The sequence below is a fragment of the Marichromatium sp. AB31 genome (assembly GCF_003718685.1).
In the GTDB taxonomy this organism is placed as follows: domain Bacteria; phylum Pseudomonadota; class Gammaproteobacteria; order Chromatiales; family Chromatiaceae; genus Marichromatium; species Marichromatium gracile.
In genome coordinates this window covers 1-15,949 of record NZ_RHFI01000009.1, presented here as the reverse complement: position 1 = coordinate 15,949, position 15,949 = coordinate 1, and the positions used below count along the sequence as shown (strand labels likewise).

The window sequence follows — 15,949 nt, the reverse complement described above, 5'->3', positions numbered from 1 at the left end:
CTGGCGGCTGGTCGCCTTCCCCGCTCCATCTCGCAGGTCATCGCTCGCACCCGGTGGGCACGCTGCGCTTTGCCCACCCTACGGGTTGCATACGTCTCATCTCCTTTGCGGCCTTCGCGTCATAGCGGTTCAAGCCTCCTGGTCGCTGGCGACCGTCCTCGTCCGTCATTTTCAGGCCCTTTGCATCGGGTATACTGACAGGTTTCGCATTCGCACCATCAACGAGCCCTGAACCGACATGCTGGACAAGAATTACGACCCGCAGAACCTGGAGAAGACCTGGTACAGCCACTGGGAGGAGCGAGGCTACTTCGTCCCGCGGACACAGCAGGGCGAGTCGGGTGCCTATTGCATCATGATCCCGCCGCCGAACGTCACCGGCAGCCTGCACATGGGGCACGCCTTCCAGGACACCATCATGGACGCGCTGATCCGCTACCAGCGGATGCAGGGCAAGCAGACGCTGTGGCAGCCGGGCAGCGATCACGCCGGTATCGCCACCCAGATGGTGGTCGAGCGGCTGCTCGACGCCGAGGGCAAGACCCGTCACGATCTCGGTCGCGAGGCCTTCACCGACCGGGTGTGGCAGTGGAAGAGCGAGTCCGGCGGCAACATCACCCGTCAGCTGCGCCGCATGGGCGCCTCGCTCGACTGGGAGCACGAGCGCTTCACCATGGACGAGGGGCTGTCCGAGGCGGTGCGCGAGGTCTTCGTGCGGCTCTACGAGGAAGGGCTTATCTACCGCGGAAAGCGTCTGGTCAACTGGGACCCGGTGCTGCACACCGCCGTCTCCGACCTGGAGGTACTCTCCGAGGAGGAGCAGGGCCACATGTGGGAGATGCGCTATCCGCTGGTGCGGCCGATGCGCATGGCCAAGGTGCGTTATCTGGTGGTCTCGACCACCCGCCCCGAGACCCTGCTCGGTGACTGCGCGGTGGCGGTCAACCCGGAGGACCACCGCTACAGCCACCTGATCGGCGAGTACGTCGAGCTGCCGCTGACCGGACGGCGCATCCCGATAGTCGCCGACGAGCACGCCGACCCCGAGTTCGGCACCGGCTGCGTGAAGATCACCCCGGCGCACGACTTCAACGACCACCAGGTGTGGCTGCGTCATCGCGACGAGTCGGCGATCGCCGACCAGCCCCACGGCGGCCTGATCAACATCTTCACCGCGGATGCGGCGATCCGCGCCAACGAGCCCGACGAGGGCAAGCTGATCCCCGATGCCTATGTCGGACTCGACCGCTACGAGGCGCGCAAGCGCATCGTCGCCGATCTCGAGGCCCAGGGTCTGCTGGTGGCGGTGCGCGACCACAAGCTGCAGCAGCCGCGCGGCGACCGCTCCGGGGCGGTGATCGAGCCCTATCTCACCGATCAGTGGTACGTGCGCGTGCAGCCGCTGGCGGAACCGGCGATCGCGGCGGTGGAGAACGGCGACATCCGCTTCGTCCCCGACAACTGGAAGAACACCTATTTCGAGTGGATGCGCAACATCCAGGACTGGTGCATCAGCCGCCAGATCTGGTGGGGACACCGCATCCCGGCCTGGTACGACAGCGAGGGCAACGTCTATGTCGGACGCTCCGAGGCGGAGGTGCGCGAGCGTCACGACTTCGGCCCCGAGATCGAGCTGCGTCAGGACGACGACGTGCTCGACACCTGGTTCAGCTCCGCGCTGTGGCCCTTCAGCACCCTCGGCTGGCCCGAGGACACCGAACGCCTCAAGACCTTCTACCCGACCTCGGTGCTGGTCACCGGCTTCGACATCATCTTCTTCTGGGTCGCCCGGATGATCATGATGGGCCTCAAGTTCATGGGCGAGGTGCCCTTCCGCGAGGTCTACATCCACGGCCTGGTGCGCGACGCCCACGGCGACAAGATGTCGAAGTCGAAGGGTAACGTGCTCGACCCCATCGACCTGATCGACGGCATCGAGCTGGAGGACCTGGTCGAGAAGCGCACCAAGGGGATGATGCAGCCGCATCTGGCCGAGAAGATCACCAAGGCCACCCGCAAGGACTTCCCCGAGGGCATCGCCGGCTACGGCACCGACGCGCTGCGCTTCACCTTCGCCGCGCTCGCCTCGACAGGGCGCGACATCAAGTTCGACCTCGGGCGCATCGAGGGCTACCGCAACTTCTGCAACAAGCTGTGGAACGCCTCGCGCTACGTGCTGATGAACACCGAGGGCGAGGACTGCGGCGCCGCCGGCGGCGCGCTCGAACTGAGCGCCGCCGATCGCTGGATCCGCGCGCGGTTGGCCGAGACCACCGCCACGGTGACCGACGCCATCGATCACTACCGCTTCGACCACGCCGCCCAGGCGATCTACGAGTTCACCTGGAACGCCTTCTGCGACTGGTACCTGGAGCTGTGCAAGCCGGTGCTCACCGGTGCCGAGGCGAGCGACGCGGCCAAGCGCGGCACCCGTCACACCCTGGTCCACACGCTGGAGACGCTGCTGCGTCTGGCCCACCCGATCATGCCCTTCATCACCGAGGAGATCTGGCAGAAGGTGCGCCCGCTCGCCGGCGTCGAGGGCGAGACCATCATGCTCGCACCCTACCCCAAGGTCGACGCCGCAGCGGCCGACCCCGAGGCGGTCGCCGAGATCGAGTGGGTGAAGCAGTTCGTGCTCGGGGTGCGACGGATCAAGGGCGAGATGAACATCGCCCCCGGCAAGCAGCTGCCGGTGCTGGTGACCAACGCCTCGGCGCAGGATCGGGCGCGGCTGGAGAGCGCACGCCACTATCTCGACTTCCTCGCCCGCACCGAGTCGGTCACCGTGCTCGACGACCCGGCGGCGGCGCCGGAGTCGGCCATCGCCCTGGTCGGGGAGATGAAGGTGCTGATCCCGATGGCGGGGCTGATCGACAAGGCGGCCGAGCTAAAGCGACTCGACAAGGAGATCGAGCGTCTGGAGAACGACGTCAAGCGCACCGAGGGCAAGCTCGCCAACCCCAACTTCGTCGACAAGGCACCGGCGGCGGTGGTGGACAAGGAGCGCGCCAAGCTCGAGGACCACAGCCGCGCGATCGCCGAACTGCGCGCCCAGCGCGAGCGCATCGCCGCACTCTGAGCCACAACGCTGGCGACCGGCTGGGGCAATCCCGGCCGGACCACGCCGGGCGCGCAGCGGCGCGCCCGGCTCCCCCTCCCCTCCGACAAACGCCTTGAACGCGACCGGGGCGCGTCGTCCTCAACCGAAGGTGCGGCTCATGTCGTGGAGACGCTGCAGCTGTCTGAGCGCCTCGTCGGCGACCTCGGCCAGCTCGCGGCTCTTCTCCAGGGTGTTGCGCGCGGCATCGTCGACGCGATGACTGTTGCGGCTGATCTCCTCGGCCACCGCGCCCTGCTCCTCGGTCGCCGAGGCGACGCGGTGGATGTAGTCGAGCACCTGACCGAGTTGCTCGGTGATCTCCTCGACCAGGGTGATCGACTCGCGACTGTCGGTCGAGCACACCCTTGCGCCCTCGACGCTGTCGCCGAGCGACTGCACCAGGGAGGCGATATAGGCATTCATCTGCTCGATATTGGTACGGATCTCGCCGGTGAAGCGCTGGGTGCGGGTGGAGAGGTTGCGCACCTCGTCGGCCACCACCGAGAAGCCGCGCCCGTGCTCGCCGGCGCGCGCCGCCTCGATCGCGGCGTTGAGCGCGAGCAGATTGGTCTGCTCGGCCAGCCCGTTGATCTCCTGCATCGCCCCGCCGACCTTGTCGGCGGCCTGACGCAGATCGTTCGACTGCCCGGCCACCGCCTCCATGGTATCGGCCAGCCGTAGGGTGCGCTGGGCGCTGTGGTGGATGCGATCGCGGGCACTAGTGCAGTTGGCGCTGGTACGCTCCAGCAGCCCCTCGGACTCGTTGGTGATGTTGGCGATGTCGGTGATGGTGGTACTCATCTGGGTCATCGCGGTGGCGATCTGCGAGAGCTCGTTGCGTTGCAGCTCGACATCGCCGAGGGTCTCGGCGGAGGCATCGGCGGTGCGCTGGGCGAGCAGCTTGAGCTTGTCGGCGCGATCGGTCACCCGACCGAGGATGGTGCGTACCCGCGCCTCGAGCAGACCGACCCGAAAACGCACGACGTCGGCCACCGAGTCGCCGGCATAGACCTGACGACTGATGCTGTCGTACTCCTGGCGCATCCGTCGCAACAGGCGCAGGCAGCCGACCAGCTCGGCCCCGCCGACCAACAGCGTCAGGGTGGCGATCAGGGCGCCGGCGATCACCCAGGGCGACAACAGCCAGGCGGCGGCAGCAAGGGCGAACGTCCCCACCACCCAGGGCGTGACCAGCCGGACCAGCCGCAACACGTCCACCCGCCGACCGCGCCGCATCCGCGCGTAGAGATGCTCGGCGCGCTCGATCAGTTGACGTCCGGCCGGACAGGTGCGCACCGACTGGTAGCCGACGCGCTCGCCGCGCTCGAAGATCGGCGTGACATAGGCGTCGACCCAGTAGTAACGCCCGTCCTTGCAGCGGTTCTTGACCAGCCCGCGCCAGCTCTCGCCGGCCTTGAGCTTCTCCCACATGTCGCCGAAGGCCTCGGCGGGCATATCGGGGTGGCGCACGATGTTGTGCGGTCGCCCGACCAGCTCGTCGAGGGTGTAGCCGCTGACCTCGACGAAGGCGTCGTTGGCATAGGTGATGATTCCACGCAGATCGGTCGTCGACACCAGCTGTCGCTCCCGATCGAAGGTGACCTCCGTGTCGATGACCGTCCTGTCGCGCTTGCGATCCCCGCCGACCCGACCCGTTTGAACGTGCATCTCCAACATCCGAGCCCCCCATCCTGGTCCATCGTGTTGGTTCAGGTCATACCGGGCAGCCACCACCGGGCATCGTGAACACCGACGTGCCACGGGCGACACCGGCGAGCGCTCAGAACGAATCGGCCACGCTCACCTCCAGCCCTGAATCCCGAGCCGATCGTCTCCAAGCAATGGCCCCCATCAGGGGCTTTTCAAGACACGTAGCGTGCTGACGATGCAGTGACCGCTTCTCGCACCGCGCCAGTGCAGTGATGCACCCAGATGCCGCTCGTCGGCCCGTTCAGGAATCGGACCGGCGATCAGGATGACGAGCGCAGCGACGCATCAGCGGCCAGGATTGCCGGACACCGCTTCGTGGACCGGCACCCTCAGCCGCCACGGACCCGGGGCATGCGAGCGCACGGCTCCGGCCAGCGGGACTGGGGCCCGAAGGGGGGACGAGAAAAGGCACGGGACTTGCCAGAAACCTTTGCCAAGCGGCATCCTAAAGTGTTTTTCGTTTGCGAAAATCCGTGTTCCACGGCGTCCCGGTCGAGCGGCCGGCCTGCCCGCGCCGTGGTCGTCACGAACCCTCACACACAAGGAAACCCTATGCATCATCCCGTCTTCAGGGGGCTGATCACCGCCCTCTTGTTCATCTCACCGGCCTTGGCCATGGCCTCGGAGTCGGCCGTCGAGCACTTCGACCTGACCACCAGCTGGGTCGGCTTCTCGGCGCTGGCGATCTTCGTCGCCGCCTACGCCCTGGTCATGGCCGAGGAGTTCACCCACCTGCGCAAGTCCAAGCCGGTGGTGCTCGCCGCCGGCGCGATCTGGCTGATCATCGCCTACTACTACACCACCCACCACGGCGCGCCCGAGGCCGCCGCCGAGGCGGTGCGTCACAACATCATGGAGTTCGGCGAGCTGTTCCTGTTCCTGCTCGCGGCGATGACCTACATCAACGCCATGGAGGAGCGGCAGGTGTTCGACGCGCTGCGCTCCTGGCTGATCCGTATGGGCTTCAGCTACCGCACCCTGTTCTGGACCACCGGTCTGCTCGCCTTCTTCATCTCGCCGGTGGCCGACAACCTCACCACCGCGCTGCTGATGTGCGCCGTGGTCATGGCCGTCGGCGCCGACAGCCCGCGCTTCGTCGGCCTCGCCTGCATCAACATCGTGGTCGCGGCCAACGCCGGCGGCGCCTTCAGCCCGTTTGGCGACATCACCACGCTGATGGTGTGGCAGAAGGGTCTGATCGACTTCCAGACCTTCTTCGCGCTGTTCATCCCCTCGGTGCTCAACTTCGCCGTGCCGGCCGCCTTCATGCACCGCGCCATCCCCAACGAGACCCCGCCGCCGAGCGACGAGCGGGTGCGGATGAAGCGCGGCGCGCTGCGCATCGTGCTGCTGTTCCTCGCCACCATCGCCACCGCGGTGAGCTTCCACAACTTCTACCACCTGCCGCCGGTGCTCGGCATGATGACCGGTCTGGCCTATCTCAAGTTCTTCGGCTTCTATCTCAAGAAGACCGGCGAGCAGGCCACCATCAAGCGCGGCGAGATCGAGGACACCCTCCCCTTCGACATCTTCACCGGCGTGGCGCGCGCCGAGTGGGACACCCTGCTGTTTTTCTACGGCGTCATCCTCTGCGTCGGCGGTCTCGGCTTCATCGGCTATCTCGAGCTGGTCTCGCAGGTCGCCTACGGTGATCTCGGCCCGACCATCGCCAACACCCTGGTCGGCGTGCTCTCGGCGATCGTCGACAACATCCCGGTGATGTTCGCGGTGCTGACCATGAACCCCGACATGACCCAGGGCCAGTGGCTGCTGGTCACCCTCACCGCCGGCGTCGGCGGCAGCCTGCTGTCGATCGGCTCGGCGGCGGGCGTGGCGCTGATGGGGCAGTCGAAGGGCATGTACACCTTCTTCGGCCACCTGCGCTGGACCCCGGTGATCGCGCTCGGCTACGTGGTGAGCATCCTCGCTCACTTCATCATCAACCACCGCTACTTCTCGATGCCGGTGGGCGGCTGATCGCGCCGGTCCACGCCGCCCGGCGTGGACCGACCACGCCGGCCCCGCCCGGGGCCGGCGCTCAGAGCAGCAACAGGGTCGCCAGTCCGAGGAAGATGAAGAACCCGCCGGAGTCGGTCAGCGCGGTGATCAGCACCGAACTGCCGAGCGCCGGGTCGCCGCCGAAGCGCTGGCGCAACAGCGGGATCAACACCCCGGCGGTGGCCGCCAGCAGCAGGTTGAGGGTCATCGCGGCGATCATCACCACCCCCAGTCCGGGACTGCCGTAGAGCACCCCGGCGAGCACCCCGACCACCCCGCCCCACACCAGACCGTTGATCAGCGCCACCCCCAGCTCCTTGCGCAACAAGCGTCCCAGCGCCGCCGATTCGACCTGCCCCATGGCAATCGCGCGCACGATCATGGTGATGGTCTGGTTGCCGGCATTGCCGCCGATCCCGGCGACGATCGGCATCAGCGCGGCGAGCGCCACCAACTGACCGATCGAGTCCTCGAACAGATCGATCACCCGCGAGGCGACGAAGGCGGTGATCAGGTTGATCGCCAGCCAGGCCCAGCGGTTCTTCACCGAGCGGATCACCGGCGCGAACAGATCCTCCTCCTCGCGCAGACCGACGTTGCCGAGGATCTCGGCCTCGGACTCCTCGCGGATGTAGTCGACCATGTCGTCGACCGTCAGTCGCCCGATCACCCGATCGCGCTCCGAGACCACCGGCACCGAGACCAGGTCGTAGCGCTCGAAGGCCTGGGCCGCGGCGCCGGCGTCGTCGTCGGGGCGGAAGGTGACCACCGCGCGCGATTTCATCACCTCGGAGACGGTGCGCTCGGGGGCGTTGACCAGCAGGGATTCGAGCGTCAGCAGACCACGGAAGCGCTCCTCGCGATCGACCACGAAGAGCTTGTCGGTGTGGTCCGGGAGCGCGCCGAAGCGGCGCAGATAACGCAGCACCGCGCCCAGGGTGACCTGCTCGCGAACCTTGATCAGGTCGAAGTCCATCAGCGCGCCGACCGTGCCCTCGGGGTAGGACATCGCCTCGCGCACGTGCGCCTGCTCGTCCTGATCGAGTGCGGCGAGCACCGCCTGCACCACCTCGGGCGGCAGGTCGGGGGCGAGATCGGCCAGCTCGTCGGCGTCGAGACCCAGTGCCATCGCCTTGAGCGCGTAATGGTCCATGGTCTCGAGCAGGCTCGCGCGCACCGCGTCGGAGACCTCGAGGAGGATGTCGCCGTCCTTGTCGGCACGCACCAGCTCCCACACGAACAGCCGGTCGGCGAGCGGCAGGGTCTCGAGGATCCAGGCGATATCGGCCGGGTGCAGACGGTCGAGCTTGCGCTGCAACCGCGCCAGATTCTGCTTGTGGGTGATCGACTCGACCAGGTCGCGGTGCGGCATCTGCTGACGATGCACCAGCTCGTCGACCAGACGCTGGCGCGAGAGCAGCTCCTGCACGTCGCGCAGATGACGGTGGAGGACGTCGGGATCGCGGGATTTCGACTGTGACATGCGCGTGAGGCCGGGCTGAGCGGGGATGAGGGGATCGCCGTGCGGACGACCTCGCACAGGCCGCGCGCCGCGCGACCGCGGACCGAGGCGATTATACCGATCCGGCGTGACGGTCAGCGCCCCGGGACGGGCGTCGCGGGGGCCGTGGTCCGGGTGCGCTCGAGTTCACGCTTGAACGACTCGATATCGCGCAGCAGCTCCGCGGGCAGGGCCGCCACCGGCGGCGCCGGGTCGACGCTCGGCGGTGGCGGCCCGGGCGACTCGGGCGGCTCGACAGCCCCGGGCGCCTCAGGCAACGACCGGGGGACTGGCGGCGGGGTTGGCGACGGCTCGACGACGACCCGCGGCGGCGCGGACGCGACCGTATCCGACGCCGCTGCAGGCACGAGCGGCACCGTCGACACCCGCCACGCCCCGTAGAGCGCCACCGCCAGCGCCAGGGTCGCGAGCAGCGTCGCCACCAATCCCCAGCGCGAGGGGACCGGCGCCGGCGCGAGGGCCGGCGCCGGCGGCGAGCGATCGTGCCCGCGCGCCTGCTCCGACTGGCGCAATGCCTCGAGGATGAAACTCATGGCGAGACCTCCCGCAGCCGGGCGATCCCCGGCAGGTCGACCTGATTGTGCAGTGCGATCAGGGTCCGTGCGCCGGCCAGCCCGTCGGCCTCCAGCCCCTGGCTGCGCTGGAAGCGCTCCAGCGCCTTGCGCAGCACCGGGTCGAAGCCGGGGGTCTCGAGATCGCTGAAGCCCAGCTCCGGCACCTCGGCGAGCAGTCGGCGCAGCCAGCGGATCGCCTCGGCCTCGTCGCCGGGACCGATCACCGCCCCGCCGACCGGGGGCGGCTGCCAGAGCACCACGAAGTCCCCCGACCAGGCCCGCTCGAGCGCCTTGGCGGGGATCTCGACCGCCCCCTCGGGGCCATCGATCAACGCCGTGTCTCGGCGCAGCCCGGCAAGCACCAGATAACGCGCCTCGGGCGCATCCTTCTCGGGCTCGACCGCGAGCAGCGCCGGGCGGTCGAGCCGCCGCAGCACCGCGAGCGCCCCCCGACCCGACTCGCAGCGCAGCCCGAGCGTGGCGACGCGCGCGCAGGGCGCGCCCTCGCCCAGGGTTTCGAGCTCGACACCCCAGCGACGCAGCAGCCGCAGCATCGCCTCGGGTTCGGTCGCGGCGGCCGCCCGCAACGCTTCGGGGAGACGCCGGGGCAACGGCTCGACGACCTCGGCCTCGCTGCTCGTGCCTGGCCCGGCAAGCGGGTGCGACGACCTCGCGCCGAGCCAGTCCATGCCCCACCAGGCGGCCCCGAGCGCCACGGCCAACACCGCCCCGACGACCAGTGTCGGGGAGGCGCCGCGCGAGCGGTCATGATGATCGACCGGGTCGCCGCCGAGTTCGCGCGCGGCGCGGGCGACGATCCCGGCATCGACCCGTGGGTGACGACTGACATAGGCGCCGAGCAGGGCGCGGTCGCAGAGGATGTTGATCAGCCGCGGCAGACCACGGCTCCAGCGGTGGATGCGCCACAGCGCCATGGCGGTGAAGGGCATCCGCTCACAACCGGCGACGGCCAGTCGGTGGCCGATATAGGCGCTGGTCTCGTGATGATCGAAAGGGTGCAGGTGGACCCGCGCGGTGATCCGCTGATCGACCTGACGCAGCTGCGCGCGTGCCAGCATCCGGCGCAGCTCGGGCTGGCCGATGAGAAAGATCTGCAGCAGCTTGTGGGTGCTGGTCTCGAGGTTGGTGAGCAGACGGATCTGTTCGAGCACGCGCGGGCGCAGGTTCTGCGCCTCGTCGATGATCAGCAGCGCGCGTCGCCCCTCGGCGTGCAGCGCCAGCAGATACTGGTTGAGGGCATCGACCAGACGCTTGAGCGAACGCTCGTCGGCGGCGATCGCGATGCCGAACTCCTCGCACACCGCCACCAGCAACTCGCGGGCGGTGAGGCACGGGTTGAGGATCAGCGCCACCTCGACGTGCTCGGGCAGCTGTTCGAGGAAGGCGCGACAGACCGTGGTCTTGCCGGTGCCGACCTCGCCGGTGAGCAGCACGAAACCGCCCTGCTCGCCGGCGCCATAGACCAGGTGCGCGAGCGCCTCGCGATGCTGCGCGCTGAGGAACAGATAGCGCGGATCGGGCGCGATCGAGAAACAGGGTTCGGAGAGACCGAAATAACTGGGATACACGGCTGTCGCTCGCGGCGGCTGCCGGCTTACTGGATGATGAAGCTGCCGAAATAGAGACCATCGACGGCAAAGGTTCCGGCCTGTTCGAGCAGCCCCTCCTGTACCGCCTTGAGCGCGCCCAGACGCAGCGCATCACGCTGATCGAGCGCACTCACCTCATCGACCGTGCGACCGGCGAAATAGCTGATCAGCCGGTCGCGGATCAGCGGCATATGGGTATTGACCGCGTCGGCCGCCTCGGCGGTGCGGACATAGAGATCGATGCCGACCTTGAGGAAACGGGTACGGCTCTCGCCGGCGAGGTTGACGATCAGGGCCGGATCGATGGCGATGTAGTTATCGGTAAAGGGCTCGTCCTGGGCCGCGACCGGCTGGAGCTGTGCCAGCCCGAGCACCAGGGTCAGCACGAGTGCGAGCTGAGTCACTGCGTTCTTCATGGGATTTCACTGTGTACGTATGATGCCCCGCCTGGGGCCGGAAGGTGCCGTCCTTGCGTCCGGCGTCCAACCGATGACTCTACCCCAGGCGGGCGGCCGGGCAAAGGGCCAGGCCCGGGCGCCTCTACTCAACCGCCGGGGCGCGGCAGGTCGTGCTCGATGATCGCCATCGCGCGGCGGCAGATCTCGCGCCCGTAATCGGTCCACTCGCCCTGCCCCCAGTAGCGGTAGCAGCTCGTCTGCGAGCACAGCAGATGGAAGAGCGCGTTGCGGTAGCGCGGGTCGTCGCTATCGATCCCGGGCACCAGCACGCGCTCGTTGAACAGCGCGCTGGCCTCCTCCATCGGCCCGAGCACATTGTCATAGCCGGCCACCCAGGACAGATCGCTGGTCCAACTGCCGCCGTCCATGTGGAAGCGGTCGTCCTCGCGCTGGAGCGTGTCGATCACCTCGGCCAGTCGCTGCGGGCCGTCGCCGGGCTGCATCCGCGCCCAGATGCGGTCCTGGAACAACGGCTGCACCTCGGGCAGCGCCGACTCGCGCACGCCGAGCGCGAACAGGTGTTCGAGATACTCGCTGACGTTCATCAACGGGGTGTCGGAGCCACTGGCCGCGCGCACCACCTCAATGAACTTGGGCGGGAACTCGTTCATCATCACCCCGCCGTTCTCGCCGTCGGCGATCTGGGTGACCAGCGGCGGCACCTCATGCCCGTCGAGGGTCAGCGGCGCGAGCCCCTGGGCCTCGTACCAGGGCTGCATCTGCGCCACCAGCTTGGTGTCTGACCCCTGGGTCTTGACGATGGCGATGATGCTCACCTGCTCGCCCTTGGAGTTGGTGCACACCAGCCGGTGCGGCAGGTGGGGGCGGCGCGGGTGAGCGCCGGTCTCGGGCTCGATCACGGTGTGCTCCTGCACCAGCACCCACTGATAACCGCAGTCGACCAGGGTCTTGACGAACTCGTAGGCGACGTCCGGATGATTGGGCAGCGCCATCTCCGAGGGCGAGAAGCCACGTACCCGCTCCAACGCCTCCCAGCCGAAGAGGGCGGCGAAGTGGTGCTGGAAGGCACGCACGTGCAGCCGGTAGTCCTGCACCGGGGTGGAGGGCGCCACCGCGTGGCCCCAGGGCATGCCGAGCCACTCCACCGCGGGGCTGTAGTCGGGGTTGCAGGTGATCGTCTGCAGCGCCTCGATCACCCCGTGCTCGCCCATCCGCCGCAACCCGTGCAACAGGGTGCCGGAGTACTCGAGCATGCAGCGCGGCGCGTGGCCCTCGCCGATCAGTTGGGGGATGAACTCGCCCATGCGCTTGTAGCACCAGACGAACGCCGGGGCGTTGTGGTTATCGCCGATGTCCTGGTGCTCCATCATGTATTGCAGGTTGCTGATGATGGCGGCGCTGCGCAGGTCCGACCCGCCGGCCGGGATCAGCGGTTGGTGCTGATGCAGCGCGATGGCGGTGGCCGCGCGCACCCGCGGGAAGTCGATGCCGCCGGGCGCGGCAAACAGCGGTCGCGCGCGCGCCGCTGTCGCCACCCGCGCGACCTCGGCCTCGTGACCGCTGATGTTGGGCAATTCGTCGATGTATTCGGGTAACTGGTCCACGGCGGTGCTCCTCTGCTGCTGGTGATGCACGAGCGGGCGCGGCGACGGGCCGCGCCCGTGGATCCCGCGCGGCGGGCATCGTGCCACCGCCGCGCCAGCCCGGCGCTCAGTCGTCGGCGACGGGCTCGGGCGACGCCCCGGCGAGCAGCGCGCCCGCCCGCGCCAGGTCGGCCTCGGCGCGCCCCACCCAGTCCTCGCCCCAATAGAAGTTGCAGCTGGTCTCGGCGCGCAACAAGGCGTTCAGCGCCTCGCCCAACACCGTCAGGGCCTCACCGTCGTCGCGCTCGCCGGCGGCCCGGCGCGCCTGGTGCAGCGCGGCGCTGACCCGGGCGCAGTCATCGAGCGCCGCGCGCTGGCGCGCCGAGCCGGTCCACTGAGTGAAGTCGCGGCCGTGATGCCAGCCGGTGTTCCAGGCCCCGGTGCGTACCCGCACCTCGCCGTGGAAGCCGTGATGTTCGAGATAGTCGCCGATGAAGGTCGGCACCAGCGCCGCCGTCCCGGCGCCGACGCGCTCGAGCAGCGGCAGATAGAAGGCGCTCCAGAAGTTCGCTCCGGGGGTGACGTTGCGGAACCAGCCGCCGTTCTCGCCGTCGGTGGCGGTGGTCACCAGCGGCTCGAAGTCGCACCACCTGGTGCGCTCGGCGACCTCGCGCAGGAACCAGTCGACCTCCATCCCCGACTCCTGGGCGTCGGAGAGTTCGCGATCGCGCACCACCACCACGATCTCGGCGCCACCATGACGGGCGATGTGCGGACGGTAGCGCAGCGCCTGCCAGCTCATCGGCGTGACCGGCTCGACGTGCTCGCTGTCGACCAGCACGTAGCGATAACCGGCGGCGCGCAGTTGCGGGATCAGCTCCATCGAGAAGCCCATCTCCGGCGGCCAGAAGCCGTCGAAGCGCGGGCGCCAGAACAGATGGCGCGCCACACCCAGCCAGCGCCCGAGGTGCTCGAGGCGATCGGCCTCGGGGGTCAGCGGCAGCACCGGGTGGTAATAGCCGGTGCCGAGGATCTCGAACAGCCGCTGGTTCTGCAGGTGCCAGAGCAGCGAGCCGCAGTCGACGACGCCGTAGACGCGCTGCTGGAACTCGGGGTCGGAGAGGGTCTCGAGCAGGGTGCCGGAGAGCGACAGGTGGACCCGCGCCAGCGCCTCGTGTCCCCACAGGCTGCGCGGGATGCGATCGAGCGCGAAGAGGATCTCGCGCGCCTCCCAGGGCTGGTGCTCGAGCAACTGCTCGAGGTTGCCGGTGGGCTGGTGCAGGTTGAGCACGAGCGCATGGTGCACAGTCATGACGAGCGACCCCGCGACGGGTGATGAGCGACCGACGGCATCCGGCCGTGGTGTCCGGTGCGCCCCGGAGATGCCGGACGACCGTCCCTAGAGCATAACAGAGGGTCCGGGACAGACATACTACGCTCGGATGACGGTCACTCGCGCCCCATTTCATCCAACCCCATCGATAGCGCCGGGCGTTGCCCCTTGTGCCCGCCCTCCCCGCCCACCATCTCGCCGGGAGACACCCCCGTCAGCCACCCGCTGGAGAGGCGATGCCCCACACCGATGCCCTGCTTCGCGCCCACGACCTGCACCGGCACTACCGCGAGGCCGGCGGCCACGGCGAGCGCCGGGTGCTCGAGGGCGTCGGCCTCAGCGCCCATGCCGGCGAGTGCGTGGCGCTGCTCGGGCGCAGCGGCTCGGGCAAGTCGACGCTGCTCAACCTGCTCGCCGGCATCGACCGGCCCGATCACGGCTGGGTGGAGATCGACGGCACGCGGCTCTCGACCCTCGGCGAACCGGCGCTGACCCGGCTGCGCCGCCGCCGCGTCGGCTTCATCTATCAGTCGTTCAACCTGATCGACGAGCTGACCGTGGCCGAGAACCTCGCCCTGCCGCTGGCACTCGACGGCGTGCGCGCCCGTGAGGCGCAACCGCGCTGTAGCGCGATGCTCGAACGCCTCGGGCTCGACGGTCGCGCCGAGGCCTTCCCCGACCAGCTCTCCGGCGGCGAGCAGCAGCGCGTGGCGATCGGTCGGGCGCTGATCCACGCGCCCGCGCTGGTGCTCGCCGACGAGCCCACCGGCAACCTCGACGCCGACACCGGCGCGCGGGTGCTGGAGCTGCTCGCGGCGCTGTTTCGCGAGCAGGGGCGCGCCCTGGTGCTGGTCACCCACAGCCGCGCGGTGGCGGCGATCGCCGATCGGGTGCTGACCCTCGAACGCGGCCGGCTGTGCACCGACGACACGGCGCTGTCCTGGTGATCCCGCTGCTCGCCCGCATCAGCCTGCGCCAGCTCTCGCGCCAGCCCTGGCAGAGCGCGCTGGCGGTGCTCGGCATCGCCCTCGGGGTCGCGGTGGTGGTCGCGGTGGGGCTGGCCAACGACAGCGCGCGCCGCGCCATCGCGCTCTCGGTCGAGCAGCTCGACGGCCGCGCCAGTCATCGCATCGAGTCGAGCGGCACGGGCATCGCCGACGCCGAGGCCGCGCGACTGCTGCGGGCCCTCGCCCCCTACCCGGCCACACCGGTGATCGAGCAACCGCTGCGCCTCGAGGGCGAGGGCCTCACCCTGCTCGGCATCGATCTGCTCCAGGCCGACGCGCTGCGCGGCGACGCGCTCGCCGCCGAGGCCCTGCCCGACCTGTCGCGGCTCGCCGCCCTGCTCACCGAGCCCGGCGCGCTGCTGCTCGGCGCGACCGATGCCCGCCGTCTCGGCGCGGTCCCCGGCGACCGGCTGAGCGTACGTCACGGCGGCCACACCCGGCAGGCGCGACTGGTCGGGGTGATCGAGCAGGGGCTCGACGGTCTTGCGCTCGCCGATCTCGGCAGCGCCCAGTGGCTTGCCGGGCGCGACGGCGTGGTCGATCGCATCGATCTGGTGCTGCCGCCCGCGGCGGCAGCCGGGGTCGCCGCCGCGCTACCGCCGGGACTGCGGCTGGAAGCGAGCGCCCAACGCGGCGCGGCGCTCCACGAGATGACCCGCGCCTTTCGCATCAACCTGCTGGCGATGAGCCTGATCGCGCTGCTGGTCGGCGGCTTCATCGTCTATAGCACCCAGACCTTCACGGTGGTGCGCCGGCGCGCGTTGTTCGGCACCCTGCGCGCGCTCGGCGCCACCCGTACGCGGATCGCCGCACTGGTGCTCGCCGAGACCCTGGCCCTCGCCCTGGTCGGCGCACTGCTCGGGATCGCCCTCGGCATCCTCGCCGGGCGGGGGCTGGTGCAGCTGGTCGCGCGCACCATCGACGATCTCTATTTCCGCCTCGAGGTCAGCACGCTCGCGCTCGACCCCGCGACCCTGGTGCTCGGCGCCGGGCTGGCGCTCGGCGTGGCGCTGCTCGCCGCGCTCGCCCCGGCACTGGAGGCCGCTGGCGTCGCGCCGCGCGAGGCGATGCGCGCCCAGGGGCTGGAGCGACGCGCCCAGGGCTGGGCCG

11 protein-coding genes are annotated in these 15,949 nt (G+C 69.4%); 4 read left to right on the top strand and 7 right to left on the bottom strand.

Annotated elements, in window-relative coordinates; all coding sequences use genetic code 11:
- Positions 1-238: 238 nt before the first annotated feature.
- Positions 239-3,082: a valine--tRNA ligase gene (locus tag EBL84_RS08555; protein WP_123140442.1), complete on the top strand. Its 2,844-nt coding sequence runs from the start codon at positions 239-241 to the stop codon at positions 3,080-3,082.
- Between the two features lie 120 nt (positions 3,083-3,202).
- Here the strand turns inward: EBL84_RS08555 and EBL84_RS08550 are convergent, their stop codons facing one another.
- Entirely contained in the window at positions 3,203-4,771 is a 1,569-nt protein-coding gene (locus EBL84_RS08550; protein ID WP_190287920.1) for a PAS domain-containing methyl-accepting chemotaxis protein, read from the bottom strand.
- A 594-nt stretch (positions 4,772-5,365) separates the two neighbouring features.
- On the opposite strand from EBL84_RS08550, the gene nhaD reads away from it, so the two are divergent.
- Positions 5,366-6,790 (top strand): sodium:proton antiporter NhaD, encoded by a 1,425-nt coding sequence (gene nhaD / locus EBL84_RS08545; protein ID WP_123140440.1) that lies wholly within the window; start codon positions 5,366-5,368, stop codon positions 6,788-6,790.
- Between the two features lie 61 nt (positions 6,791-6,851).
- Here nhaD and mgtE read toward each other — a convergent pair whose 3' ends face one another.
- From mgtE to EBL84_RS08515, 6 genes are all read right to left on the bottom strand, one after another.
- A complete protein-coding gene (mgtE, locus tag EBL84_RS08540) occupies positions 6,852-8,294 on the bottom strand; it encodes a magnesium transporter (RefSeq protein WP_123140439.1) in 1,443 nt (480 codons plus the stop codon).
- Positions 8,295-8,407: 113 nt separating this feature from the next.
- The gene (locus EBL84_RS08535; RefSeq protein ID WP_123140438.1) at positions 8,408-8,866 is read right to left on the bottom strand and encodes a hypothetical protein; all 459 of its coding nucleotides are present in this window, start codon (positions 8,864-8,866) and stop codon (positions 8,408-8,410) included.
- Complete coding sequence (locus EBL84_RS08530; protein WP_123140437.1) at positions 8,863-10,476, bottom strand: ExeA family protein; 1,614 nt, start codon at positions 10,474-10,476, stop codon at positions 8,863-8,865. The genes EBL84_RS08535 and EBL84_RS08530 overlap by 4 nt, the downstream gene beginning before the upstream one ends.
- 26 nt (positions 10,477-10,502) lie before the next feature.
- Positions 10,503-10,913, bottom strand: a complete 411-nt coding sequence (gene fliL, locus EBL84_RS08525) for a flagellar basal body-associated protein FliL (protein ID WP_123140436.1) — start codon at positions 10,911-10,913, stop codon at positions 10,503-10,505.
- A gap of 128 nt (positions 10,914-11,041) precedes the next feature.
- A complete protein-coding gene (locus tag EBL84_RS08520; protein ID WP_123140435.1) occupies positions 11,042-12,520 on the bottom strand; it encodes a glycosyl hydrolase family 57 in 1,479 nt (492 codons plus the stop codon).
- Between the two features lie 106 nt (positions 12,521-12,626).
- Complete coding sequence (locus EBL84_RS08515) at positions 12,627-13,811, bottom strand: glycoside hydrolase family 57 (protein WP_123140434.1); 1,185 nt, start codon at positions 13,809-13,811, stop codon at positions 12,627-12,629.
- A gap of 257 nt (positions 13,812-14,068) precedes the next feature.
- On the opposite strand from EBL84_RS08515, the gene EBL84_RS08510 reads away from it, so the two are divergent.
- Together EBL84_RS08510 and EBL84_RS08505 are read left to right on the top strand one after the other, a co-directional pair.
- Positions 14,069-14,779, top strand: coding sequence for an ABC transporter ATP-binding protein (locus EBL84_RS08510; protein WP_123140433.1), 711 nt, complete (start codon positions 14,069-14,071; stop codon positions 14,777-14,779).
- Positions 14,749-15,949: ABC transporter permease (locus EBL84_RS08505; protein WP_148040278.1), on the top strand; the 1,201-nt coding region annotated here is incomplete at its 3' end. The genes EBL84_RS08510 and EBL84_RS08505, both read left to right, overlap by 31 nt.

Excerpts from the sequence above, each read along its gene's own strand:
- EBL84_RS08515 (WP_123140434.1), bottom strand. The coding sequence starts at position 13,811 with ATGACTGTGCACCATGCGCTCGTGCTCAACCTGCACCAGCCCACCGGC.
- EBL84_RS08535 (WP_123140438.1), bottom strand. The coding sequence starts at position 8,866 with ATGAGTTTCATCCTCGAGGCATTGCGCCAGTCGGAGCAGGCGCGCGGG.
- EBL84_RS08550 (WP_190287920.1), bottom strand. The coding sequence starts at position 4,771 with ATGCACGTTCAAACGGGTCGGGTCGGCGGGGATCGCAAGCGCGACAGG.
- mgtE (WP_123140439.1), bottom strand. The coding sequence starts at position 8,294 with ATGTCACAGTCGAAATCCCGCGATCCCGACGTCCTCCACCGTCATCTG.
- EBL84_RS08555 (WP_123140442.1), top strand. The coding sequence starts at position 239 with ATGCTGGACAAGAATTACGACCCGCAGAACCTGGAGAAGACCTGGTAC.
- EBL84_RS08510 (WP_123140433.1), top strand. The coding sequence starts at position 14,069 with ATGCCCCACACCGATGCCCTGCTTCGCGCCCACGACCTGCACCGGCAC.
- nhaD (WP_123140440.1), top strand. The coding sequence starts at position 5,366 with ATGCATCATCCCGTCTTCAGGGGGCTGATCACCGCCCTCTTGTTCATC.
- fliL (WP_123140436.1), bottom strand. The coding sequence starts at position 10,913 with ATGAAGAACGCAGTGACTCAGCTCGCACTCGTGCTGACCCTGGTGCTC.